This is a genomic window from Streptomyces sp. NBC_00859 (assembly GCF_045161865.1).
In the GTDB taxonomy this organism is placed as follows: Bacteria; Actinomycetota; Actinomycetes; order Streptomycetales; family Streptomycetaceae; genus Streptomyces.
The window spans coordinates 3,467,723-3,489,943 of sequence record NZ_CP108826.1 but is presented as its reverse complement, the minus strand read 5'-3'; the positions used below and the strand labels follow the sequence as shown (position 1 = coordinate 3,489,943).

Annotated in this window: 21 protein-coding genes; 12 read left to right on the top strand and 9 right to left on the bottom strand. The window is 70.0% G+C overall.

From position 1 onward, the window contains the following. Positions 1-79: 79 nt before the first annotated feature. A complete protein-coding gene (locus OG584_RS15015) occupies positions 80-1,033 on the bottom strand; it encodes an IS481 family transposase (protein WP_405778330.1) in 954 nt (317 codons plus the stop codon). A 604-nt stretch (positions 1,034-1,637) separates the two neighbouring features. Here OG584_RS15015 and OG584_RS15010 point away from each other — a divergent pair. Further along, positions 1,638-2,648 (top strand): helix-turn-helix domain-containing protein, encoded by a 1,011-nt coding sequence (locus OG584_RS15010; protein ID WP_405778329.1) that lies wholly within the window; start codon positions 1,638-1,640, stop codon positions 2,646-2,648. Here OG584_RS15010 and OG584_RS15005 read toward each other — a convergent pair. Then, positions 2,632-3,417, bottom strand: coding sequence for an NUDIX domain-containing protein (locus OG584_RS15005; RefSeq protein WP_405778328.1), 786 nt, complete (start codon positions 3,415-3,417; stop codon positions 2,632-2,634). The two genes, OG584_RS15010 and OG584_RS15005, sit on opposite strands and share 17 nt — an antisense overlap. A gap of 389 nt (positions 3,418-3,806) precedes the next feature. Between OG584_RS15005 and OG584_RS15000 the strand changes: the two genes are divergently transcribed. Then, positions 3,807-4,040 carry a YozE family protein gene (locus OG584_RS15000; RefSeq protein ID WP_405778327.1) on the top strand — a complete coding sequence of 78 codons (234 nt, stop codon included), beginning with the start codon at positions 3,807-3,809 and terminating at the stop codon, positions 4,038-4,040. A 900-nt stretch (positions 4,041-4,940) separates the two neighbouring features. On the opposite strand, the gene OG584_RS14995 is transcribed toward OG584_RS15000, so the two are convergent. Then, a complete protein-coding gene (locus OG584_RS14995) occupies positions 4,941-6,161 on the bottom strand; it encodes a glycosyltransferase (RefSeq protein WP_405778326.1) in 1,221 nt (406 codons plus the stop codon). Positions 6,162-6,620: 459 nt separating this feature from the next. Between OG584_RS14995 and OG584_RS14990 the strand changes: the two genes are divergently transcribed. Both OG584_RS14990 and OG584_RS14985 read left to right on the top strand, forming a co-directional pair. Next, on the top strand, positions 6,621-7,112 hold the full coding sequence (locus OG584_RS14990; protein ID WP_405778325.1) for a winged helix-turn-helix transcriptional regulator: 492 nt from the start codon (positions 6,621-6,623) through the stop codon (positions 7,110-7,112). A 22-nt stretch (positions 7,113-7,134) separates the two neighbouring features. Then, complete coding sequence (locus OG584_RS14985) at positions 7,135-8,214, top strand: hypothetical protein (protein ID WP_405778324.1); 1,080 nt, start codon at positions 7,135-7,137, stop codon at positions 8,212-8,214. A 108-nt stretch (positions 8,215-8,322) separates the two neighbouring features. Here the strand turns inward: OG584_RS14985 and pseB are convergent, their stop codons facing one another. Next, entirely contained in the window at positions 8,323-9,306 is a 984-nt protein-coding gene (gene pseB, locus OG584_RS14980) for a UDP-N-acetylglucosamine 4,6-dehydratase (inverting) (RefSeq protein ID WP_405778323.1), read from the bottom strand. Positions 9,307-9,668: 362 nt separating this feature from the next. Here pseB and OG584_RS14975 point away from each other — a divergent pair, with 362 nt between their 5' ends. The 7 genes from OG584_RS14975 to OG584_RS14945 all read left to right on the top strand — a co-directional run bounded on the left by OG584_RS14975 (position 9,669) and on the right by OG584_RS14945 (position 15,945). Next, a complete protein-coding gene (locus OG584_RS14975) occupies positions 9,669-9,845 on the top strand; it encodes a hypothetical protein (RefSeq protein ID WP_405778322.1) in 177 nt (58 codons plus the stop codon). Between the two features lie 154 nt (positions 9,846-9,999). Then, positions 10,000-11,322, top strand: a complete 1,323-nt coding sequence (locus OG584_RS14970) for a YcaO-like family protein (protein ID WP_405778321.1) — start codon at positions 10,000-10,002, stop codon at positions 11,320-11,322. A 192-nt stretch (positions 11,323-11,514) separates the two neighbouring features. Further along, entirely contained in the window at positions 11,515-12,171 is a 657-nt protein-coding gene (locus OG584_RS14965) for a TOMM precursor leader peptide-binding protein (RefSeq protein ID WP_405778320.1), read from the top strand. Beyond that, the gene (locus OG584_RS14960) at positions 12,168-13,637 is read left to right on the top strand and encodes a hypothetical protein (RefSeq protein ID WP_405778319.1); all 1,470 of its coding nucleotides are present in this window, start codon (positions 12,168-12,170) and stop codon (positions 13,635-13,637) included. Before OG584_RS14965 ends, OG584_RS14960 begins: the two co-directional genes overlap by 4 nt. After that, positions 13,621-14,136, top strand: coding sequence for a hypothetical protein (locus OG584_RS14955; RefSeq protein WP_405778318.1), 516 nt, complete (start codon positions 13,621-13,623; stop codon positions 14,134-14,136). Before OG584_RS14960 ends, OG584_RS14955 begins: the two co-directional genes overlap by 17 nt. Next, entirely contained in the window at positions 14,133-14,765 is a 633-nt protein-coding gene (locus tag OG584_RS14950) for a flavoprotein (RefSeq protein ID WP_405778317.1), read from the top strand. The genes OG584_RS14955 and OG584_RS14950 overlap by 4 nt, the downstream gene beginning before the upstream one ends. Next, positions 14,752-15,945, top strand: coding sequence for an NAD(P)/FAD-dependent oxidoreductase (locus OG584_RS14945; RefSeq protein ID WP_405778316.1), 1,194 nt, complete (start codon positions 14,752-14,754; stop codon positions 15,943-15,945). The genes OG584_RS14950 and OG584_RS14945 overlap by 14 nt, the downstream gene beginning before the upstream one ends. 30 nt (positions 15,946-15,975) lie before the next feature. Here OG584_RS14945 and OG584_RS14940 read toward each other — a convergent pair whose 3' ends face one another. Beyond that, entirely contained in the window at positions 15,976-16,596 is a 621-nt protein-coding gene (locus tag OG584_RS14940; RefSeq protein ID WP_405778315.1) for a TetR/AcrR family transcriptional regulator, read from the bottom strand. Between the two features lie 83 nt (positions 16,597-16,679). Here OG584_RS14940 and OG584_RS14935 point away from each other — a divergent pair, with 83 nt between their 5' ends. Then, on the top strand, positions 16,680-17,669 hold the full coding sequence (locus OG584_RS14935; protein ID WP_405778314.1) for an aldo/keto reductase: 990 nt from the start codon (positions 16,680-16,682) through the stop codon (positions 17,667-17,669). A 104-nt stretch (positions 17,670-17,773) separates the two neighbouring features. Here the strand turns inward: OG584_RS14935 and OG584_RS14930 are convergent, their stop codons facing one another. The 4 genes from OG584_RS14930 to OG584_RS14915 form a co-directional block, all read right to left on the bottom strand. Next, complete coding sequence (locus OG584_RS14930) at positions 17,774-18,646, bottom strand: carbohydrate ABC transporter permease (protein WP_405778313.1); 873 nt, start codon at positions 18,644-18,646, stop codon at positions 17,774-17,776. A gap of 12 nt (positions 18,647-18,658) precedes the next feature. Next, complete coding sequence (locus OG584_RS14925) at positions 18,659-19,618, bottom strand: carbohydrate ABC transporter permease (protein ID WP_405778312.1); 960 nt, start codon at positions 19,616-19,618, stop codon at positions 18,659-18,661. An 11-nt stretch (positions 19,619-19,629) separates the two neighbouring features. Continuing rightward, positions 19,630-20,970, bottom strand: coding sequence for an extracellular solute-binding protein (locus OG584_RS14920; RefSeq protein ID WP_405778311.1), 1,341 nt, complete (start codon positions 20,968-20,970; stop codon positions 19,630-19,632). 181 nt (positions 20,971-21,151) lie between these two features. Next, positions 21,152-22,171, bottom strand: a complete 1,020-nt coding sequence (locus OG584_RS14915) for a LacI family DNA-binding transcriptional regulator (RefSeq protein WP_405784081.1) — start codon at positions 22,169-22,171, stop codon at positions 21,152-21,154. Positions 22,172-22,221: the final 50 nt, after the last annotated feature.

Sequence of the window (22,221 nt, the reverse complement as noted above, 5' to 3'; positions counted from 1 at the left end):
ACCCAGATCGGGCGGCGCCTGCCAGGCGCGTAGGGGGAGAGCTGCGTTCATCGCGGCGGTTTGCCCCCGGACTCTCGCCCTAGGTGTACTGACCCGTGAGGTTGGGGACGCGGCTGGCGGGTGGTTGGCCCTTGAGCGCGGTGTGTCCGCGGTGGTGATTGTAGGTGTGGAGCCATCGCGGGTAGGCGTCGCGTCGTTCGGCTTCCGTGCGGTAGGGCTGTGCGTAGGCCCACTCGTCCAGCAGGGTGCGGTTGAACCGCTCCACTTTTCCGTTGGTCTGGGGCCGGTAGGGACGGGTGCGCGTGTGTGAAACTCCTTGATTAGTAAGGGAGTTGCGCCAGAGGTGGGACTTGTAGCAGGCGCCGTTGTCGGTGAGGACCCGCTTGACGGTGATCCCGGCGGCGGTGAAGTAGGCGTGGGCCCGTTGCCAGAATCCGACGGCGGTTTCCTTCTTCTCGTCGGTGAGGATCTCGCTGTAGGCGAGGCGGGAGTGGTCGTCGACGGCGTTGTGCAGGAAGCTCATGCCGGCGCCTGCCCGGTTCTTGCGGCCTGCTTGCCGGCCGAGGGCTTTGTGGCCGCCGCCGTCGGGGATGTTCCCGAGTTTCTTGATGTCGACGTGGACGAGGTCGCCGGGGGCTGCGTGTTCGTAGCGGCGGATCACCCGGCCGGTGGCCCGGTCCAGGTGGGCCAGATGGGCCAGCTTGTAGCGGGTCAGGACGCGGTGGACCGTGGCTGGGTTCAGCCCGAGCAGGTAGGCGATGCGGGCCGGTCCCCAGCGCCGCAGGACACGGACCTTGATGATCCGCCGCTCGGTGCGGGTCGGTGTCCGGCGGGGGCTGTGGTGAGGCCGGGAGGAGCGGTCGATCATCCCGGCCTCGCCCTGCTCGCGGTAGCGGCCCGCCCAGCGCTGAGCCGTGGTGGGCGAGACCTGGAAGCGCTCGGCGGCCCGGCGCAGTGGCCAGCCGTCCTCGACGACGCAGCGGGCCAGACGCAGACGCCCGGTCTCGGTCAGGGGTGCATTACGGTGGGGCATGAGGGCCTTCTGATCGTTCCGTGTAGATGTCGCAATCCACACCGAACCCGGAAGGCCCTCACTCGTTCAAGATCCTCAAGCCGTGGGATCCGTCACCAACCTCCGTGGACAGAACACCTAGGCACCTGCCGTGACCGCCACTCTCGCGTCAGCCCCGCATGATCACTATTCAGTTCTCAAGGACCGCATTCGCTTCCATCGAGCCGACCCGTTTCACGGAGCTCTCCGGGCGTTGCGCCACCGGACCGAGGTCATCTGGTGCGCACCAGAAGGTAAGCATCTGGTGCGCACCAGAGTCAAGGGTGTTCGGCGGGTTCCCCTGCCGTTCTGCCTTGCTGGCGCCTAATCAGGAGACCTCGGAAGGTGGGGTGTCCGGTAGCCAACAGCGCTTAACACGGGGCCTGTTAACCCCTGTTGACCTGCGGTGACGTAGTGCATGCTGGAGTGGACAGCGACGGCATCTATCGCTCGGCGGTGGCATGTGAGTGAAGGCCTTCGGGGCGCGCGAAAAAAACGCGGATGGTCCCAGGAGCGGCTAGTCCGAGAGATCGAGCAGTACGCGAGACAGCACGCGACGGATGTCGCTTCGACCGCGAGCTTGCGCGTGTACGTCTCCGAGTGGGAGAACGGCAAGCGGGCGATCTCAGACCGCTATGCGGTGATCCTGCGGCGTCTTCTTGGGGTTACGGACGACGAGCTGAGGCCCGTCGCAGCCGCACCTGTGCAGGCGCCAGCAGCAGATGGATATGACGACTTGCTCAGCCGGATCGACACGGCGAGCAGCATCGGCGGCAGCATGGTGGAGTCGTTCAACGCGCAGACAGAGCTGCTACGGACCATGGACCGTCAGATGGGCTCATCGGGTCTTATTGACCAGATGGCTGGCCACTTGGCCAAGCTTGAAGAAACGCTGAACTTTGCTGTTTTGCCGGACGCTCGTCGGCCCGTGGCACTTGCCTTAGCCGGTGCATCCACCTTGGCGGCTTGGCAGGGACTGGATGCTGGCGCAGTTGAGCGGGCCTGGCGTCACTACGAGGTCGCGAAGAGGGCCGCTAGGGACGCAGAGGCCCCCATGTACCTGGCTCATGCGATGGGGGAGCAGGCGTACGTCCTGTGCGATGCGGGCCGCCCTGCTCTGGCGGTCGATCTCGTGCGTGACGCTCAGAGGGTCCTTGGTCGACAGGGGTCTCCGCGACTGCTGGCATGGCTGTACTCAACAGAGGCTGAGGTGTGTGCCCGCGCGGGTTTGCCGGTCGACAGTAGACGAGCGCTCGACGCAGCGGCCGCGAGTATTCCGGGCGGGGCGGAGGACCGGGACCCCGACATGCTGAGCATCTTCCTCAACGGGTCGCACCTCGAACGATGGCGCGGAAATGTCCTTGCGATGTTGGGTGACGGCGACGCGATCACCGAGCTGTACGGGGCTCTTGAGCGAGTAGACCCGACGTTCGTGCGGGCGCAGGCGGGGCTCCGGTGTGATCTCGCGCAAGCGCACTTGGCGCGCGGTGAGTACGACCAGGTCGATACCCACCTGCGCGCGGCGCGGCTGCTGGCTAGCCGTACGGGATCCGTACGGCATCGCCGTCGTATCGATCTCCTTACGCAGGAGTTGTAGGGGCCCCACTGCGGTTCGCCAGTACATGCAGAAGGCCGATCAGGGTGCCGGAGCCCATGAGGTCGCCCTGGGCCATCAAGCGCGGCACGTCAGTCAGTGGGACCCACTCGACGTGGCCGGCCTCTTCCACGTCCGTGGGTTCTCCCACGTGCTCGGCGCCCCGGCCCACGAAGATTTCATGGGGTGAGTCGACCATCCCGACCATCGGCTGATAAGTCACCGCGTGGTCAAGGTGGGCCGGACGCCACCCTGTTTCTTCCTCGACCTCGCGGAGTGCCGTTTCGTGTGCGCTCTCGCCGGGATCCACGATCCCTCCGGGAAGTTCCCAGCCCCACTGCCGCGGAACGAATCGGTACCGCCAGAGCAGCAGTACACGGTCCTGATCATCCAGCACGACGGAGATAGCGACGTGCTGAAGCTTCACTACGTGATGCTCGAACCGCTCGACGCCAGGGGGCTCGACGTCCCAGAGTTCGAGCTTGACCCACCGATTGTCATAGAGGGTACGTTCGCCGTGGATCTTCCACGGGGCAAGGCCCTCAGGGCGGGCGACGCTGGTGACCCCAGGGACGCGGTACGAGCTGCGCCCCCGCACCTCGATTGCCCCCTCGGCTACGAGCTTTGCGAGTACTTGGCGCAGGGCTGTGCGGCCGATGCCGAGTTCTTCCACCATGGTGCGTTCGGAGGGCAGCTTTTCGCCGGGCGCCAGCTCGCCAGATGCGAGCCGGGCGCGGATTGCTTCGTAGGCCTTTGCTGTCTTGGGTCCCATCCGTGAAGCGCTCCGTTCTAAGGGCCTAATGGTGGTGCGGACCAGCGTAAGGCGCTCGCGGGGCTCCGTAAGGCGCCTTACGGAGGTGCCCTGTACTTGGCTTCGAGGACAGGATGGTCCGCTTTCGGCCTCTAATGCCGTGCGAGTCGCTCTGTGGGCCATACGTGGGCTCAGACGTCTCCACAGGGGGCGATGCAGATCTTGACCAAGTCGTTCCGCTGGAGGTTTGACCCTCTGAAATCCGTCGTGGTCCCAGGGCGGTAGAGCCTTCTCTACTTCATCCAGGGGCGGCACCGGGGCTGCTGCGTAGCGGAGAACGCTCCGCCCCCAGTGTCCAGTAGCTCAGAGCGGCAGGGTTAGCCAGAACGCAGCGACGGAAGGATGCGGGCATGCCTAAGCCGAAGAGCTTCACCGCGTGGTTGAAGACCCATGCCGATCAGCACAACGCCATCGGGGACCTAGCTCGGGATGTCTCCGCCGATCCCGACTGGCCCTCACGCAAGGGGCGGCAGGGCCAGCTCGACTACCTTGAGGAGTGCGGCGCTATCACCGCGGCTATCGAGACACTCGAACGTGCATGGACTAAGTACGAGGCAGACCGAGCGACTCAAGACGCCGCCTGACCTGTCGGAAGGCCGAGCCGCGCCCAGTGGTCGCTAGTTGAACCGCTAGCTCTGGGGAACCTCGCCCCTCCCTCCAGGGGCCCCGCTGGGGGCGGCCACCGTGCCACACCCTGGGGAGCGAACGGGGAGTGGATCAAGAAAATCACGCCTCCCGGCACCAACGCACGCCAAGGCTCCGACCTGCACATATACTCAACGATCCTGGTCAATCGTCTCTCCGCACGCTATTCGAGAAGAAGCGGTCGTGGTCTCAATCGCGGTCTCAGTAGGCGCTCGTTCCACGGGTATCTGTGAATGTCCATGGGGCTCCAACAACCCTTGGGGGCAGGCGTGGAGCCGCTCTGCGGGACGACGGTGGACGCCCTCGGAACAAGATCGGACAACTCGTAATGCGTAGGTCTCGGGTTCGAATCCCGAAGGCGGCCCGGAATCACCCCAGGACTCACTCGCCGTGACCTGGGGTTTTTTCATGCCCGGAGCCTGCGGGCTTGCGGGCTGTACGCAGTGCCCCTCGCGTTGCCTGCCTGCCTGCCTGCCTGCCTGCCTGCCCTGTCCGGGCGGCGCCCCGTAGGTCCGGCTGCGGCCGGCTTCGGCACCGGACGAGCGCCCCGATGCGGCGCATCGAAGGGACGACCGGCCGTGTGCGCGCGGAGGTGTGTTGTTCCGGGGCGGGCCTTACCGGACATGACCGGCTGAAGACGCCTCCTGACGTCCTGCTGCCGCTGTGGCCGGACGATTGCGGCACGGGCGTCGGCGTCGAACGGGAGCGACGCCGCAGTTGTTGCCGCAACCGGATCAGCCGTCCGGGCCGGCAGCTCGTCCCTCGTCCCTTGCTGCGGCGTCCTCACGCGACCTCCCCGGGGGCGCGCTCTCACCCCCGGCCCGCCCGATGGGCTGCCGCTACGGCTGAGGCGACGGGTCTTCAGCTGTCGTCCGGTACTTGGCCAGGTCGCCGATCGGTGCGGCGGGGCGCCAGGTGCACCAGTGGTGATCAGGGCCGCGAGTGGGCGGCGGGGTGCTGGCATCGGGGTGAGCGCGGTTGTGATGGAGGTGGACCAGGGTGTCGTCGAAGCGCTCGACACCGCCCAGGAAGTCGGCTCGCCAGGCGAAGTCGTTGTCCTCGCCGCCCCAGCCCTCGAACCGCTCGTCCAGGCCACCGATCCGGTCGAAGAGCCGGCGCCGTACCCAGATGCAGCCGCCGGGCGGCCTGCGCAGGAAGGCCCCGCGCAGGGTGGCGAGGTCGACCAGGGGCCGTCCCATGGTGCAGCGCTGGGCCACGGCGTGGTCGCTGCCGGCCGGATCGGCGAAGATGATGTCGCGGTAGGGCCAGTGCACCTGCAGGGTGGGGTCCTGCGTGAAGCGCCCGGCACCCCGGGAGAGGAAGTCGGCGTTCGGCAGTACGTCGCCGTCCAGCACGCAGACCAGCTCGTCCGGGGAACCGCCGTGCGCCACCCCGCAGTTCACTGCCCAGGCCTTGTTGAACGGGCCTGGGTTGAAGGCGAAGAGGTAGCGGTCCACATGCGGTTCCAGGGCGGACTGCCATCGCGGCTCGGCGTCACTCTCCACCACCACGATCCGGTACCGGTCGCGCGGCAGGTCCTGGTCGGCCAGACCGGCCAGGCAGGCCGCCAGGTTACGAGCCCGGCCGTCGTGCGGGTCACTGGCTCGGAACGGGACGACCACGGTGACGCGGGTGGGCGAGGTACCAGGTCCGGGCGCGAGATGCCCGATGCCTGTCAGGATCTGTTCCGCCGTCATGGGGCTCGCGGCAGACAGGCCTGCAAGCTCCTCACCCAGGTGCAGGCCGAGCCGGGCGGACTGCTCGATGATGTCCAGTGCGGCCGTCAACTCGGCTGCCAGCGGGGACAGTCCGGCCAGCTCTTCGGCCAGCGCCAGGTTCAGCCGCCGGTGCGCGGCCACGTCCTGCGGGGCGCGAGCCAGCTCAGCCAGCGGGCCGGACAGCCGAGGGGTGCCACGCATCAGCTCCACCACCGTCTCGTGGTCCGGCCGGGTCCAGTGCCACCAGGGCCAGCAGGTGCTCTGCGCCTGCCGGTCGAAGGTCAGGGCAGCGCAGTCGGCAAGCAGGCGGGCGCTGCGAAGGGCGGTCGGCAGGTCGCTCAACTCCTGTGGATCTCAGGGCGCTTCGGCGTGCAATCGCGCAGGTGGCACGTGGCGACCGCAGATCATCATGCTTGACCTTTGGTCTGGACCATCGTCAACGTAACAGCGTAATATCCAGCGCGGCAAGGGAGATCCGAGTGCCCGAAGGCCTCTGATCTGCCCGATCGCGGGTCGATTCCGCATCTGACCGCAACAGGGAATGCCGCACATACCTCGGGGGAGGCATCGTTGTCCGTTGTTGGTACGCATCACTCAGGCGGCCCCGCCATTCGTCCGCCATCCAGAGCCGACCGAACGGCCGCCGCTCAACGCCTTGTGCTCAGTCATCCGGACTGGTCCGACCGCCGCATAGCCGGTACCAGCGGTCTGGCCACCAAGACGGTCGCGGGCTTGCGCCGCGCCATGCAGGACCTCCCGGCGCCGGTCCGGCGGGTGGGAAGGGACGGCCGAGCGCGCCCGATGCGAACCGCCGAAGGGCGCTCGCGGGCCGCCGACCTGATACGGGACGACCCGGGCCTGTCGCTGCGCGAGATCGCACGCCGGGCCGGTATTTCGCTGGGTACCGCCCGGGACGTCAAGCAGCGGCTGCTGCAGGGCCTGGACCCTGTCCCGGCCGGTCAGCGTCAGGAGTCGCCGGCCGGCGCTGCCGGTCAACCGTCGCTGGAGGTCTCGGCCGCGCTCGGCGAGCGGCGCCGGCTGCTGACGCGGCTCTCGCGTGACCCCTCGATGCGGCACAGCAGCGCCGGCCGGGTGCTGCTGCGGATGCTGATCACCCATCACGCGGGGGACTGCGCCTGGCCGCGGCTGGCTGCCGCGATCCCCTCGCACAGCGCACCGGCGATCCTCGCCCTGGCGCGGAACTGTGCTGCGGACTGGGGCAGTCTGGCCGATCACATCGAAACCCTGCAGGACCGGCAGGCCATCCACGGAAGAACGTCGCACGACAGCTGACCGGCGCTGACCAAGGAGAAGCATGGCAGAGATCCTGTTTCTGACCCGCGGCCACGGGTTCGGGCACGCCGCACGCGACCTGAGGGTGATTCAGGAGCTGCGCCGACGGCCCGGTAACACGGTCCGCATCATGGCCAACGGCAGCGCGATCACCTACTACGAGATGCGCGGTGTGCCGTGCACCCCCATCGAACTGCCCGGCGAGGGCTTCGGCGAAGCCGCGGCGAAAGCCGTCTGGCGGGCGCTGGCCGCTGTGCCCCGCCCGGATCTGGTGGTCTCGGACGAGGTCATGTGGGCGCTGCCGTTCGCCCGCAGGGTCTGGAAACGGCCCTGTGTGATGCTGCTCTGTGCTCTCTGGGCGGAGTACGGAATGCCGGAAGGCGACCGGTTCTTCGACGCGGCCGACGAGGTCATGGTGCTCGACTTCCCGCAGAACCGGCGAGAGACGTACGGCACCACCGCACCGCTCAGCTTTCCCGGTCCGGTGGTCCAGCCCTTCCCCGGCGAACGTGGCGCTGCCCGTGCCGCGCTGGGTATCCCCGAGCGGGACGAGGTGGCGGTGCTGAGCCTGGGCGGGATGAATACCCGGCCGGAGAGCCGTCGGATGGCGGCGGCCGCCATCGGGGCCTGGCGCCGCCATCCGCGTCGGGGCGCCCGGCTGCTGGTGCTGGCAGACCGCCCGACCGGGGCCGGACTGGCCGTCGGCGGCGCGGACACCGGTGGCGCCGAGGTGGTCTGGGCCGGTGTCACCTCGGAGCCCGAGATGTATTTCCGGGCTGCCGACGTGGTGCTCAATGACGCGATGGGGTCCACCGTCTGCGACCTGGCCTGGAATCAGGTGCCCACGGTCGCGCTGCTGGACGAGGAGTCGGCGCGCGGCTTCCCGAAGACCTTCCTGGGCCGGGTCAGGCACCTGGAGGCATCCGGCCTCATCGAGACGGCGTCGGTGGATGAGGGGCCGGCCGCGGTCCGGCAGGCCATCGAGCGGGCCATGGACGGGGCGGCGAGGCCGGACCGGGCAGCTGCGCTGAACGCCTTCGGGTGGGGTACCGGCGAGGGGATCGCACAGCGGATATGCGACGTGCTCGGCGCCAGGGCCTGAGGATTCGGCGGCACCGCCCTGTGCGTGCCGGGTGGTCCCAGCGCGCGTGGTGGCGCAGTGCGTACCGCACCGAGAAATGCGTCTCGGGGCCCCGGCTCGCCGGGCCGGTCAGCTTTCGGTCCGTTCCAGCATGGCCTTCAGCTCCCCGACCGACAGCCAGCTGTCGTTGGAGTCCGAGCGGTAGGCGAACTCCTGCGGTACCGGCCGCCACCCCGGCGTCAGTTCCTGGTCGGCGGCCCGGGTGGCGGAGGTGACCACATAACGGTCGCCGAGCTGGAAGGCCCGGTGGCTGTCCTCCGCGGCGATCATCTCCTCGTGCAGCTTCTCGCCGGGCCGGGGGCCGATCTCGTACGTGGTGGCACCGGGTGCGACCGCCTCGACCAGGTCCATGATCCGCACACTCGGCAGGCGCGGCACGAAGAGCTCGCCGCCTGCCATGAGGTCGAACGAATCCACCAGGAAGGTGACGGCGTGTTCGATGCTCATCCAGAAGCGGGTCATCCGCTTGTCGGTGACGGGCAGGCTCTCACCCGCGGCGGCCAGCCGGCGGAACAGCGGCACCACCGAGCCCCGGCTGGCCATGAAGTTCCCGCACCGCACCACGGAGAACCTGGTCTCGCCGGCGAGTGTCGCACCTGCCGAGGTGAAGAGTTTGTCGGCCACCATCTTCGTGGCGCCGTAGAGGTTGATCGGGCTGCTCGCCTTGTCGGTCGAGAGGGCGACGACGCCCTTGACCCGGTTCTCCACGGCGGCGTCGATGACATTGCGGGAGCCGTCGATGTTGGTCTTCACGTACTCGGTCGGATAGTGCTCCGCCGCGTCCACGTGCTTGAGGGCGGCGGCGTGCACCACGTAGTCGATGCCGTCCATGGCCTGGGAGAGCCGCTGCCGGTCCCGGATGTCGCCGAGCAGGAAACGCACCCGCCGGTCGCCGGCCAGCGCGTTCCGCATTTCGTACTGCTTGAGCTCGTCGCGCGAGTAGACCACGACGCAGCCGGGGTCGTTCGCCGCCAGTACATGGCGGACGAATGCCAGACCGAAGGATCCGGAGCCGCCGGTGACCAGGATCGAAGCTCCCCGAAGCACGCTCATCTCAGTAACCTTTCAGTCCCAGAGAACCTTTCAATCCCAGAGGAATTCCAGGCTGAATTCATGTCCGCTGCGGCCACACCGTAGCGGATAAAAATGCGGTATGGCTAGTCCTGCATGCACCTGAATTCCGAAGACAGGCTGATCCTGTACAAGTTCGGACGTACTCAGTTGTACAACGTTTCCACTGGTCAGGGCCAGTATTGCGGAGTGCTGCACGGTTGGTCGTTGACGCGTTACCGGGCGCCCGGTTGACTTGGTGACCCGTTCGGCTGCGGATTGCCTATTGCGCTCCAGCGGTATTTTCACCCCGTTGGGCTTTCGGGTGGACTGCATCCTTTCTTCGTATCGAGAAGGAGAACGAAATGCCAGTGACTATGGTCGAGAACACCTCTCTGGACTCTCTGGACCTGACGCTGTCCGAGGAGGCGAACGCGGACTGGGAGAAGCTCGCTGCCGGTGTCGACGAGTGGGGCGGCGCCTTCATGTGGTGTGAGCCGTGCGGCGTCGGCTGTGGTGGTGGCGAGGGCGGCGGCTGCTGAGTCCGGTCACCGCCACGACAGGTGGCTGACGGAAACGGCGGGCGAGCCTCCTCGGGCTCGCCCGCTCTCCCCGGCCTCCTCCCGTCCGACCCCCACTTCCCGTCCGACCCCACTTCCGTCCGACCCCGGCGAAACTTGCTCAGAGACAGGACAGATGGCCATCACCTCCGACAGCCGGCCGGACACCTCGGCGGAAGAGCGCTTCCGCGAGTCTGCGCTGGCGGGTCTGGTCTCCCCGGTCGGGCTGGTCTCCGCGGTCCGGCCGGCCCCCGGCCTGCGCGGGCTGCCCCGTCTGAAGATGGCTTCCGCGAACGTGGGCAGCGGGGCGCCGGGTGCGACACGGGAACCCTCCTCCGGTTCCTCGGGCGGCAGCCGGGTCCTCGACGACGAGTACCTCTCCTACGTCGTCGCCACCGCCGAGGCCGCCGAGCGTTATGCGGGACGGCGGCCTCACGAGCAGCCGCTGCTGGCCACGGCGTCCGGACTCGACGGTCCGGCGCTCGATATGAGCCGGGTGCCGCGCTGCTCGGACCGGGAGTACGCCGATCCGCGCTGTCCGGTCCGCCGGTACGATCCGGACGCTCCGATCCACTGGAGCCGGGGCGTGGACCTGATGACCGGACAGGGCATCTGGGTGCCCACGGTGATGGCCTGCTACGGCTTCCGCGCGAGCGGCGCCGAACGGTTCGTCGCGCAGATCTCCACCGGACAGTCGGTCCACACCGATCCCTACGCCGCCGTGCTGGGCGGCCTGATGGAGCTGTTCGAGCGGGACTCGGTCGCGCTCACCTGGCTGCAGAAACTGCCGCTGCCACCGGTCGATCCTGCCGTGTTCACCGCCGGCGCCCGCGAGCTGCTGGACTGGGGCGAGCGGCGTTTCCTGCGGACCCTGCTCTTCGACGCCACCACGGACTTGGGCGTGCCCGCCGTCTACGCGCTGCAGATCGCTCCGCACGACGAGACCATCCGGCAGATCATCGGGGCGGGCACCGGCCGGAGTCTCGGCGAGGCCGCGGAGCGCTGCCTGCTGGAACTCCTGACGATCCGCGAGTGCTACCGCTCCGACGAGGAACTCCCGGACACATACGGCGACTTCAAGTTCCTCGACGGTTCACGGATGATGGCCCGGCCGGAGTACGGGGAGCCGTTTGCCTTCCTGACCCAGGGGCTGGCCGACCGCCGCCCCTCCACCGGTGGCCCCGCGCTGCCCGCAGATCCAAAGGAAGCGGTGGAGGAGTTGCTGGACCGGCTGGCCGCCGCCGGCATGCAGGCGGTGGCCGTGGACCGCACCTGCCGAGAACTGCGGGTGGCCGGGCTGACGGCGGTCGCTGTCGTGATCCCGGAACTGCAGCCGATGTCTCTGGACCCGCTGGCGCAGTTCCGGGGGCATCCCCGACTGATCGACGGGCCGGTGCGGATGGGCTTCGCCGGTCTGCCGGAGGAGGAACAGAACCAGTGGCCGCAGCCCTTCGCCTAGGCGCTGTCCGCCGCACCGGCCACGGCGGAGCGCGATGCGGTGCCGGGGCCGGGCTGCGGCGCCCTGTGCGAGCCGTGGCCCGGCCGCCGTCTTCCGGACAGTGACCGGGCCCGTCGCGCGGCGCGACGGGGTGGGGCGGCAGCGCCGGAGTGCCGGCTGCGCCCAACGTATCCAGAGGAGGAAGCAGAACCCATGGCCCAGGCTGTACAGCTGGACGGTGTCGGGGTGGCCGGCGTCGGGGACTTCGGGAACGCGGTGCGCGACCGCTTCAGCCGCGAACTCGGCGCCGCGCCCATGGCCGTCGAGGAGATCACGGCCGGCTGCCGGCAGCTTCCCGGGGCGCCCGGTGCTCTGGTGGTGGCGCTCTGGCGGCCGCTGGATGAGCTCTGCGAGCGCATCGACGAGGCTGCCTTCGCGGCCGGACGGCCCTGGCTGCCCGTGGTGTTCGAGCACCCGTGGGTGGTGGTCGGCCCGTGGCTGGCGCCGCCGGACGGGCCGTGTCACCGCTGCTATCTGGGCCGCCGGGCGCAGCACCGGCAGGATTCCGGCACCCTGCGGGCGTTGACCGAGGCCTACGCCGCAGATCCGGAGTGCGGGATCAGGGGCCATCTGCCGCACCACGTCCGGCTGGCGGTCGGCTTGGCACAGCAGGCGCTGCGGTTGCGGGAACCAGGGCTGGTGCTGTCCGTCAACACGGTGGGCAGCCGGATCTCCGCGCACCGCACCTTGGGCTGCCACGGATGCCCGAGATGTGGGCAGCAGGACCGGTTGGGCGCCGACGGGGCGGTGGCGGAGGTGGCACGGTCTCTGCGGGCGTCGGCTACGGCCGCCGCCGGGGCCGCACGATGAGCGCGGCGGCCGCCGCGCCGGGTCCCGGTGCCGGGCGCCGGCCCCGGCTGGCCCGTGGTCTCGCGGTGGTCCGGCGCCCCGGCATGGTGATCGTCGAGGGGGTGGCCAAGCGGCAGGTCTTCACCGGCGCCGCGGCCACCGGGTTGCTGCCGCGGCTGTTCGCGGGACTGGACGGCGAGCACGACGTCGACGCCCTCGTCGCAGCGACCGGGGCGCGCCGGCCCGACATCGTCCAGGCGCTGCGACTGCTTGACCGGGGCGGCCTGGTCGAGTGGGTCCGCCCGGACCTGGCGGGCCCGGGGCCGGCCCCCGCGGCGGACGCCTATCTGTCCCGCAGCCTCTCGCTGACCAGACGTCATGGCGAGGTGCGCACGGTCGCGGCAGCGCTCGCGAACGCCAGGGTCACCGTGGTGGGAGACGGCCCGCCCGCCGGGGCGGTGCTTTCCTGCCTGCGGGAGAGCGGCGTCACCGGGGCGGTGCGGGCGACCGTCCTCCCGGCCGAGGCGCAGCAGCTGGTGGTGGTCTGCGAGCAGGATCCTGTCGAGTTCGCTGCTTCGGCCGCGGAGCTGTGGCGGCGGGGCACGCCAGTGCTCCGGTTCGCCGGGGACGGCGAGCGGCTTCAGCTCGGACCGTTCTTCCACCCGCGCTGGACCAGCTGTCCCGGCTGCTGGTCGCAGGCCGGCGGGGCGGCGACGGCCGGGGCGCTGCCCGCGGATGTCGTGGAGCTGGCTGCCGGGCTGGTCTGTGCGGAGGTGCTGGCGCTGCTGAGCATGATCACTCCGCCCGCCACGGTGGGCAGAGTCGTCCGTATCGCGCTGGCCGACTTCCGCGAGGAGGTGCTGGTGCTCGGCCCTGAGCCGGGTTGCGCGCGGTGCCTCCCGGAGGCGCCGGAGGCGGACGGCCTGGTGGCCACGCGTTATGAGCGTGCGGCCGCCTGGACGCCTTGGGCCGAGCGGCCGAGCGGCGCCGGCAGCCCCGTCTCGCGGATCCGGCCCGAGTACGAGGCCTCGCCGAAGCTGCCGCTGGACCGGCTGCCGCCCTACCTGCGGACATTGCTGAATGGGGCCGCGGTGACCGAGGACGTCGACATCTACCTGCTGGGCGTACCGGAGTTGGCGTATCCGGTGCACCTCTACGACCCGGATTCCCGGCAGCTGGCGGCCACCCGGGCGAGCGCGGGTCCGGTGCCGCTCGGTCTGCCGGGAGAGCCGGCAGCGGTCCTGGTGCTGGTCGCCGCGCCGGTGCGGCGGTACGAAGAGCGCGGTGCGGAGAGCTACCGGCTGGCCCAGCTGCAGGCCGGGGTGACGCTGGCCCAACTGCACCGGGCGGCCGTGGGATGCCGGCTCCGGGTGACGACGCGGTGCGATCCCGAGCTGCGCGAACTGCTGGAGCTGAGGGCGGATCAGGAGGTGCCGGCCGTAGTGGTCGGCGTGTACCGGGAGGGTGAGCATGTCACTGGCCACTGAGGCGGATCTCTACTACCGGGCTTTGCGGCTCGGGCCCCCGGACCTCGCTACGGCGGAACCCGGGCCGGTGGCGCTCACCGGGCCGGGGGAAGTCTCCCGGCAGGATCTCCGTCCGGCCCTGGACCAGTGTGGCCAATGGCTGAACGACCAGTTCGGGCCGCACCTCAAGGTGCTGATCGGCGTACCGCGAGCGGATGGCACGGCCCCCGGGCTCTACTTCCCGGGGGAGGCCGCGCCACTTCCGGGTCCGCCCGCGCAGCTGGACGGCCTGCGGGCGCCGGCCGCGCTGCTCTGGTTCGGCGACCCGGCCGTGGCCGGAGCCGGCCTCGGGGCACTGCTGGTGCAGGTCGGCTGGGGCGCGCAGACGGTGCGGACAGTGCTGCGTGAGGCCGGGTACCGGGCGGTCCTCGACACCCGGGCCGGTCTGGTGCGCCTGCCCGGTGGCGGCACGCACCTGGGCAGCGTGCTGGTCGAGGGGCCGACGGGGGCCGGAGCATGAGCGAGGAGCGGACCGGGCAGGCGGCGCCGGACACCCGGCGGCTCTCGCTGCGCAGCGACCGGCTACTGGTGGTGGCGACCGGTTCGATCATGGTCGCCCACCTTCCCACCCAGCTGACCTGGGTGCGCCATCAGCAGCCCTCGCTGGAGATTCAGGTGGTGCTGACCCGGGCGGCCGGACAGTTCGTCAGCAAGGAGGCGCTGCACATGATCTCCGGGCGGCCCGTGCTGGACGACGCCTGGGAGCCCGGAGCCGACACCTCGGGCGCGCGGCACGTGGAGTGGTCGCGCTGGGCCCAGCTGGCGGTGGTCTGGCCCGCGACCATGCACTACACCGCCCGGCTGGCGCTGGGTCTGGCGGACTCACCCAGCTTGCTGGCGCTGCACTGCACCAGTGCGCCGATCGGCGTGGCCCCTTCGCTGCCGCCGGGTGGCTGGGAGTCCCCGGCGATGTCCGGCCATGTGGCGGCGCTCGACGCGCGCCCCGGTGTCAAGGTCATACCGCCCAAGCCGGGCATGAGTGTGACGACGAAGAAGATGGACGGCTGGCTGTGCCCACCACTGAGCTCGGTGCTCCGCGAGCTGGACGAGTGGGCCCAGGACCGGAAGACGGCCGATGAGCAGCTATGACGTGATCGTCGTCGGGGCCCGCTGCGCCGGCGCCGGCACAGCGATGCTGCTGGCCAGGCAGGGGCGCCGGGTGCTGCTGCTGGACCGGGCGGCCTTCCCGGAGGACACCCTGTCCACGCTGTACATCCAGCTGCCCGGCGTTGCCGTGCTCGCCGACTGGGGCCTGCTGGACCGGCTGCGCGCCACCGGCTGCCCGCCGCTGGAGCGGGTCTCGTACCGGGCCGCCGGAATAACCGTGACCGGGTCGAGCCGTCCGGTGAGCGATCAGCGGATCAACTACGCGCCGCGCCGCCACCTGCTGGACCAGCTGCTGGTCGAGGCCGCGGTGGCGGCCGGGGCCGAGTTCCGGGACGCCACCAACGTCGGTGAGCTGCTCTTCACCGGCGGCCGAGTGACCGGTGTGCGCTGCCGCACGGCCGGTGGCGGCTGGGTGAGCGAGCACGCCGGCCTGGTGGTCGGAGCGGACGGGATGCGCTCCCGGGTGGCGCGTCAGGTCCGGGCCGGTGTGCTGACCAGCGCCGCACCCAAGAGCTGCGCCTACTACGCGTTCTGGGACGTGCCGTCGGACAACGTGATGTCGATGACTCGCGCCGACGGTGTGCTGGTCGGCTCGGCCGCCACCAACGACGCCACCATCGTGGCTTGTTATCTGCGACAGCGCGAGTTCGCGCGGGCCCGGCAGCGGCCCCTGGAGGTCTACCTGGAGACCATCCGCGAGCACAACGGCGAACTCTACGAGCGGCTGCGCTCGGCCGGGCCGACCGAGCGGCTGTACGGAACGGGCGACCAGCAGAACTTCATCCGGCAGGCCGCGGGCCCGGGGTGGGCGCTGGTGGGCGACGCGGCGGTGCACAAGGACTCGATCACCGCCTGGGGCATCACCGACGCCTTCCTTCAGGCGCAGTTGCTCGCGGACACCCTCGCCTCGGTCCCAGCCCAGGACCGGGCGCTGGCCGAGTACGCCGCCACCCTGCGGAGCGTCGCGCAGAGCGGCTACCGCGCGGCCCTGGCCGCCGCCGACCTGAACGACTTCGACGAGGCGGGCCTGGCGTACCTGCGCCGGCTGGCAGATCACCCGGACCTCGCCGACCTCTACTTCTCCATGGCCTCCGGCGCTGTGACCCCCCAGGATTTCCAGACCGCCTACCAGGCCCACGTCCTGACGGCGCCCACCGGCTGAGCGCCCGCCTGCACCTGCGCCCCTGTCCGTCTACCGGCCACCCATCGGGCGCAGCGCGTCGATGACGAGCTCGAAGAGGCGACCGTTCTGTTCCGGGCTGTTGCTGGCCGCTGTGGAGAGGAAGACTCCGAAGAGCAGGGCGGTGATGTCCTCGGGGTCGACATCCGTGCGGAACGAACCCGTCCGCGCGCCCTCGGCGAGGATCATCGCGAGTGCGGCGGTGATGCGTTCCCGGGTGGTCGGTGTCGCCATGCTGCCCGACGCCCAGCCGGCGCGAAGCGTGTCGATCATCCCCCGCTTCGTCGCGACGAACGCCGCGTACCGGTCCACCCATGCCCGGAGAGCGGCCTCCGGGGACAGCTCGGCGAGCAGGACCGGGGCGCTGGACGTGACGTCATCGAGCTCGGCTGCGTAGACCGCTTCGACGAGTGCCTCGCGAGTGGGGAAGTGCCGGTAGAGCGTGCCGATGCCGACCCCGGCCTCCCGTGCGATGGCCTCGAGCGGGACGGTGTCGTCGGCGGCAGTGAAGGCGGCGCCGGCGGCGGCGAGGAGTTTCTCGCGGTTGCGCCGGGCGTCGGCGCGGGCCGGGCGGGCGGGCCCGGCGGGCCGACCGGATGCGCCGGTGGATGGGGGCGGTTCGGGTGAAGGCAAAACGGAGGACCCTCCGGTAGTGCTACAGTCGAATAACGGAGACTCCTCCGCTTTCTCCATCGTCGCATGAGGACGGGATTTCCATGAGCCCCACAGGCAACCCTTCTCCCATCAACCCTTCGTCCGGCACCCCTTCTTCCGGTACTGCCTCCGCCGGCACCACGGCGACCGGAGCCCCGCGTCCCGGCGGTCCCGGCCCGCTCGCAGGCCGCACGGTCTCGCGCATCGGGTACGGGGCGATGCAGCTGGAGCGTCTGCGGGGCGACCGGGCCGCGGCTGTCGCGGTCCTGCGGCGCGCGGTCGAGCTCGGCACCGACCACATCGACACGGCCCAGTTCTACGGCGACGGTTTCGCCAACGACGTCATCCGTGAGGTCGTCCGCCCCGAGGACGGCGTCCTCGTCGTCAGCAAGGTCGGCGCCACCCCCGACCCCGGCGGCCCCGCACCGATGCGGCTCGCCCAGCGGCCCGATGAACTGCGGGCGAGCGTCGAGGACAACCTCAAGAGCCTCGGCCTTGACCGGATCCCGCTGGTGAACCTCCGCCGCGCGGACAGCGGGCCCGGCCTCAAGGCGGAGGGCGGCCAAGTGGTCGACCTCGACGACCAGCTCGCGGTCATGGTGGCGATGCGCGACGAGGGCAAGATCGGCGCGATCGGTCTCAGCAGCGTGAGCATGGACGTCCTGCGGCGGGGAATCCCCGCCGGAATCGCCTGTGTGCAGAACGCCTACAGCCTGGTCGCACGCGACGACGAGGACATGCTCGGCCTCTGCGTCGCCGAGGGCATCGCCTGGGTGCCGTACTTCCCGCTCGGCAGCGCCTTCCCCGGCATGCCGAAGGTGGCCGACGAGCCGGCCGTCGTGGCGGCGGCGAAGGCCCTGGGCAGCACCCCCGCGCAGGTCGGACTCGCCTGGCTGCTCCACCACGCCCCGAACGTCCTGCTCATCCCGGGCACCGCGGACGCCGGGCACCTTCAGGCGAATGTCGACGCGGGTGCGATCGTGCTCGACGGTGCGACGCTCACCGCGCTGGACGCCGTACCGACGCGGTCGGGAGACATCCAGCTCCGGTGACGCACGCGCCGCCGCGGTGACCGCCGGATGTGCCCGCCCCGCCTGTTGGCGGGGCGGAGCCCGCCTGCCGGCCCGTGCCCCGCCGCGACCGGGACGTTACTTGACTACTTGATGCCGGCCGTGGCCACGCCCTGGACGATCCGCCGCTGGAAGACCAGGAACACCGCGATCAGCGGCAGGAATCCGAGTACGGAGGACGCCATGACCTCCGCGTACTGGATGTTGCTGTTGTTCACCAGGGACGCCAGACCCACCGGGATCGTCTGGGACTTGGTCTGGTTCAGCACCAGCAGAGGCCACAGGAACGCGTTCCAGGAGTTGATGAACGTCAGGATCGACACCGTGGAGACGGCGGGGCGGCAGATCGGCATGCAGATGGTCCAGTAGACCCGCCACCAGCTCGCCCCGTCGATGCGCGCGGCCTCGATCAGCGGGACCGGTATCCCCTTGAAGAACGCCTGGAAGATGAAGACCGAAACCGGCGCCGCGACCGACGGCAGCACCAGCGCCCAGTAGGTGCCGAGCAGATGCAGTGACCGGTACTCGATGAACTGCGGCAGGATCAGCGCCTCGGTGGGCAGCATCAGCCCCGCTGTGACCAGCGCCATGACGGCGGTGCGGCCGGGGAAGCGCAGGAACGCCAGGGCGAAGCCAGCCATCGAGCAGAACGCCACGGTGAAGATCACCGCGAGTACCCCGATGACCAGGCTGTTGAGGTACCAGGAGCCGATCGGATACGTGTCCCACGCGTACGAGTACGCGTGGAGGGACCAGCCGCCCGCGAACGGCGACGTCGGTTTCTGGGTGATCGAGCCGTCCGGGCGGAGCGAGGTGATGAGCGCCCAGGCGAAGGGGACGAGCCAGATCAGCGCGAAGAGGGTGAGACAGGTGACGCAGAGCCGGTTGAAGAGTTTCGCGCCGTTGACGGTGGGTGTTCCGCCCGGACTGGTCCGCCGCGGCTGGGTGATGCTGCTCAAGATGTCCTCCGCTCAGACCGCGGTGCGCGTCGCGGCCGTGGTCGCGTGCCTGCGGCGCAGCCCGTACCAGGCTGTCGAGACCGCGACGATGATGACGAAATAGACCATGGTGGCGGCGGCGCCGTAGCCACCCCGGTAGGAGGTGAAGCCGGTGTCGTAGATGTACTCGATGACTGGCCGCGTCGACTGGTCGGGACCGCCGGAAAGCAGCAGATAGATCTGGTCGAAGACCTTCAGCGAGGCCAGGATCTGGAGGATCAGCACGAGTCCGGTGGTCGGGTGCAGCAGAGGCACGGTGATGAGCCGGATCTGCTGCCAGGGGCTCGCCCCGTCGATGGCCGCGGCCTCGTACACATCCGTCGGTACGTCCTGGATGGCGGCCGTGTAGAGGACGAAGTTGAAGCCGAAGGTCCACCACAGCGTCATGAGGATCACCGCGGTCCAGCCGCCGGACGTACTGCCGATGAAGTCGGGAACCGGCAGACCGACCGCGCCGAACAGCTTGGGCAGCAGGCCGACTTCGGGTGTGTACATCCACAGGAAGATCAGGGCGACCACGGACGACGGCACCACGTACGGGGCGAAGAACGCCAGGCGGTAGAAGACCCGGCCGCGCCGGATCCGGGACGCGAGGACGGCGAAGAGCAGCGCGAGCGCCACCAGGAGCGGGGTGGTGATCAGGGTGAAGAGGACCGAGTGCCACATGGCGTCCCAGAAGAGGGAATCCGCCAGCACCTTCGTGTAGTTGGACAGCCCCACCCAGTCGCCCGGACCGTCCTTGACCGTGGTCGTGTTGAAGAAGCTCAGCACGACGCCCATCAGCAAAGGGCCGGCCAGGAACAGCAGACAGATGACCAGGAAGGGCGTGCTGAACAGCAGGCCCGCCCGCCGGTCGGAGCGGGGCGCCCTGCCGTGCGTGGTCCGTGCGGGCACCGGGCGCCGGGCCGGTCGCGTCGGGGCGACGGTCGTCATGGGGCTGCCTCCTACTTCATCGTGACCGGTGGTCGGGCCGTGGTGTATCGCTTGAGGTCCGCCCGCATGGCGGCGACGGCCTTCTTCGGACCCAGCCGCCCGGTCAGGACCTCGATGACCGTCGCGCCCACGGTGTTCTGGAAGTCCGATCCGGCGCCGGTGTACCAGGCCACGGGGTCGTACTGGGCGTTGAACGCCGCCTGCACGTAGTTGCGTTGCGGGGACTGGCCGAGGAATGCCTTGCTGTGCTGGCTGGGGAGCCAGGCCGGAACATGGCCGCCGTGCGCCCAGACGGCACTGTTGTCGAGCAGGCTCTTGATGAACTGCGCCGCGTGCGCGGCTCGGGCCGGTGAACGGTTCGGGTTGCGCGGGACGACCAGCGCGTGCGAGTCGGCGTACGCCACCGGCTCGGGTCCGAGGAGCGCGGGGAACGGCACGACGTTGAAGTGGAAGTCCTTGACGAGCCGGTACGAGGGGATCTGCCACTCGCCGTCGAACAGGAAGCCCGCCTTGCCCGTGCTGAACAGCGCGTTCGCGCCCGAACCGTTGAGGCTTCCCGGCATCAGGCCGGACCCGGTCAGGCTCTGCATGAAGTCGAACGTCTCCTGCATCGCCTCGGCGTCGATGTCGATCGTGGTGCCCGAGCCGGTGACGAGAGGGCCTGCGAGACCGGAGTAGATCATGCTGAACCAGCGCCAGGCGGTGGACGGATCGGCGGTGATGGACATCGCGGCGCCGTACTGGGCGCCCGCATCCTTCATCGCCTTCACCGCTTCGGTGAAGGCGGCTCTGCCCTTCATGGGCTTCAGCCCGTCACCTGCGGCGTTGAGCAGGCCCGCCTTCTCCGCCAGGTCGACGTTGTAGAAGAGGACGAACGGGTGGGTGTCCAGCGGCACCGCGTACGGCGTGCCGTTCACGGTGGCCTTCTTCCAGGCTGCCGGGGTGAAGTGGTCCTCGCTGACACCCAGGTCGGCGACGCCCGTTTCGGACACCGGCTCCAGCAGGCCGGCGGCCGCCAGCAGCGGCAGCCGCGACAGATGGGAGATGCCGACGTCGGGCGGGGTGCCGCTGGCCGTGGCCAGGGCCAGCTTCGTGTAGTACGGGTTTCCCCAGCCGAGGATGGTCGCTTCGACCGTCGTTCGGGGATGGCCCTTCCGGAAGGCGTTCTCCATCAGCGTCATGTTCGCGCCGTCGCCGCCGGTGAACAGGTTCCAGAAGATGACGTCGGCAGGGTCCGGCTGAGACCCCGTCAGACCGGAGGCCAGCGGGGACGAGCACGCGGACAGTCCGCCGGCCAGGGCCAGGCCGCCGCCGAGAGCCAGGAAGCGCCGGCGCGCCATCACTCCGCTCATAGGGGTATCCACCTCGTCACTTCGATGTGAACTCGATGGCGCAGACCTTGGCATACGATTTGCATCGTTGCAATAGGTGAGTGCGTCCGACCGGGCACCGCGGGCGACGGCGGCGTGCGGCCGGGCGTGCGGCGGGTGGCCGGAGGAGGGGGTGGCGGGCGCGGTCCCGGGCCCGCCGGGGTCAGGCGGTGCGCTGCCGCTGCGAGGACTCGCGTACGACCAGTCGGAAGGGGGTCGACTCGCGCCGCGCCGAGCCCGGTCCGGTGTCCTCGCCGCCCGGCTGCCGGCCGGTCTGCTCGTCGAGCAGGGTGAGCGCCCGCTCCGCGATCACGTCGAGGTCGGGCGCGATCGAGGTGAGCGGCGGGTGGGTGTACGCGGACTCCGGGACGTTGTCGATGCTCGCGAGCGCGATGTCGTCGGGCACCCGGACGCCGGAGGCGTTCAGTGCGTGCAGGGCGCCCACGGCCAGTGCGTCGTTGAAGGCGAAGATCGCGTCCGGCAGTGGGCCGCTGCCGTCCAGGAGCCGGCGCACGGCCTCGTGGCCCTGCGCCCTGTTCCAGTCCTTCACCGGCTCCACCAGCCAGTTCACCCGCCGCACGCCGGCCGCCGACAGGGCCTGCCGGTAGCCCTCGGCGCGCTGGCGGCCGTTCTCGCTGCCGTTGCGGCCGAGGGCGACGATGCGACGGCAGCCCTGGGCCACGAGGTGTTCCACGGCGGTGCGGGCGGCGGCCACGTTGTCGATCCCGACGCGCGGGAAGCGGTCGCCGATATCGTGCTCACCGAGCATGACCAGCGGAAAGTCCGGGGCGGTGGACGCGACGTCGGCGGCCGGCACGGTCAGCGCGCTGAACAGGACTCCGTCGGCCACATTGGTCAGGCCCCCCGCGAGGATGCGCCGTTCGGTCTCACTGTCGCCCTCGGTCGACTCCACGAGCACCGTGATGCCGCGCCGGGCCGCTGCCCGGACGACCGCCTGGGCGAGCTCGGCGAAGTACGGCTCGGCGAGGTAGGGGACGGCCAGGGCGATGAAGCCGGTGCGGCCCGAACGCAGGCCGCGGGCCAGGTAGTCCATCTTGTAGCCCAGCGCGTCCAGCGAGTGCTGCACCCGGGCGCGCATCTCCGGGCTGACATGCGTGTAGCCGCTGACCACGTTGGACACGGTCCGCACCGATACACCGGCGTGCTCGGCCACGTCCCGCATCCGTACCCTGCCCACCGGCGCGTCCCCCTCGGTCGGTTCCCGTCGACGGC

What these genes read in the sequence shown, in the direction of transcription:
- OG584_RS15015 (WP_405778330.1), bottom strand. Translation starts at nt 1,033, where the DNA reads ATGCCCCACCGTAATGCACCCCTGACCGAGACCGGGCGTCTGCGTCTG.
- OG584_RS15005 (WP_405778328.1), bottom strand. Translation starts at nt 3,417, where the DNA reads ATGGGACCCAAGACAGCAAAGGCCTACGAAGCAATCCGCGCCCGGCTC.
- OG584_RS15000 (WP_405778327.1), top strand. Translation starts at nt 3,807, where the DNA reads ATGCCTAAGCCGAAGAGCTTCACCGCGTGGTTGAAGACCCATGCCGAT.
- OG584_RS14990 (WP_405778325.1), top strand. Translation starts at nt 6,621, where the DNA reads ATGCGAACCGCCGAAGGGCGCTCGCGGGCCGCCGACCTGATACGGGAC.
- OG584_RS14985 (WP_405778324.1), top strand. Translation starts at nt 7,135, where the DNA reads ATGGCAGAGATCCTGTTTCTGACCCGCGGCCACGGGTTCGGGCACGCC.
- pseB (WP_405778323.1), bottom strand. Translation starts at nt 9,306, where the DNA reads ATGAGCGTGCTTCGGGGAGCTTCGATCCTGGTCACCGGCGGCTCCGGA.
- OG584_RS14975 (WP_405778322.1), top strand. Translation starts at nt 9,669, where the DNA reads ATGCCAGTGACTATGGTCGAGAACACCTCTCTGGACTCTCTGGACCTG.
- OG584_RS14970 (WP_405778321.1), top strand. Translation starts at nt 10,000, where the DNA reads ATGGCCATCACCTCCGACAGCCGGCCGGACACCTCGGCGGAAGAGCGC.
- OG584_RS14965 (WP_405778320.1), top strand. Translation starts at nt 11,515, where the DNA reads ATGGCCCAGGCTGTACAGCTGGACGGTGTCGGGGTGGCCGGCGTCGGG.
- OG584_RS14960 (WP_405778319.1), top strand. Translation starts at nt 12,168, where the DNA reads ATGAGCGCGGCGGCCGCCGCGCCGGGTCCCGGTGCCGGGCGCCGGCCC.
- OG584_RS14955 (WP_405778318.1), top strand. Translation starts at nt 13,621, where the DNA reads ATGTCACTGGCCACTGAGGCGGATCTCTACTACCGGGCTTTGCGGCTC.
- OG584_RS14950 (WP_405778317.1), top strand. Translation starts at nt 14,133, where the DNA reads ATGAGCGAGGAGCGGACCGGGCAGGCGGCGCCGGACACCCGGCGGCTC.
- OG584_RS14945 (WP_405778316.1), top strand. Translation starts at nt 14,752, where the DNA reads ATGAGCAGCTATGACGTGATCGTCGTCGGGGCCCGCTGCGCCGGCGCC.
- OG584_RS14935 (WP_405778314.1), top strand. Translation starts at nt 16,680, where the DNA reads ATGAGCCCCACAGGCAACCCTTCTCCCATCAACCCTTCGTCCGGCACC.
- OG584_RS14925 (WP_405778312.1), bottom strand. Translation starts at nt 19,618, where the DNA reads ATGACGACCGTCGCCCCGACGCGACCGGCCCGGCGCCCGGTGCCCGCA.
- OG584_RS14920 (WP_405778311.1), bottom strand. Translation starts at nt 20,970, where the DNA reads ATGAGCGGAGTGATGGCGCGCCGGCGCTTCCTGGCTCTCGGCGGCGGC.
- OG584_RS14915 (WP_405784081.1), bottom strand. Translation starts at nt 22,171, where the DNA reads ATGCGGGACGTGGCCGAGCACGCCGGTGTATCGGTGCGGACCGTGTCC.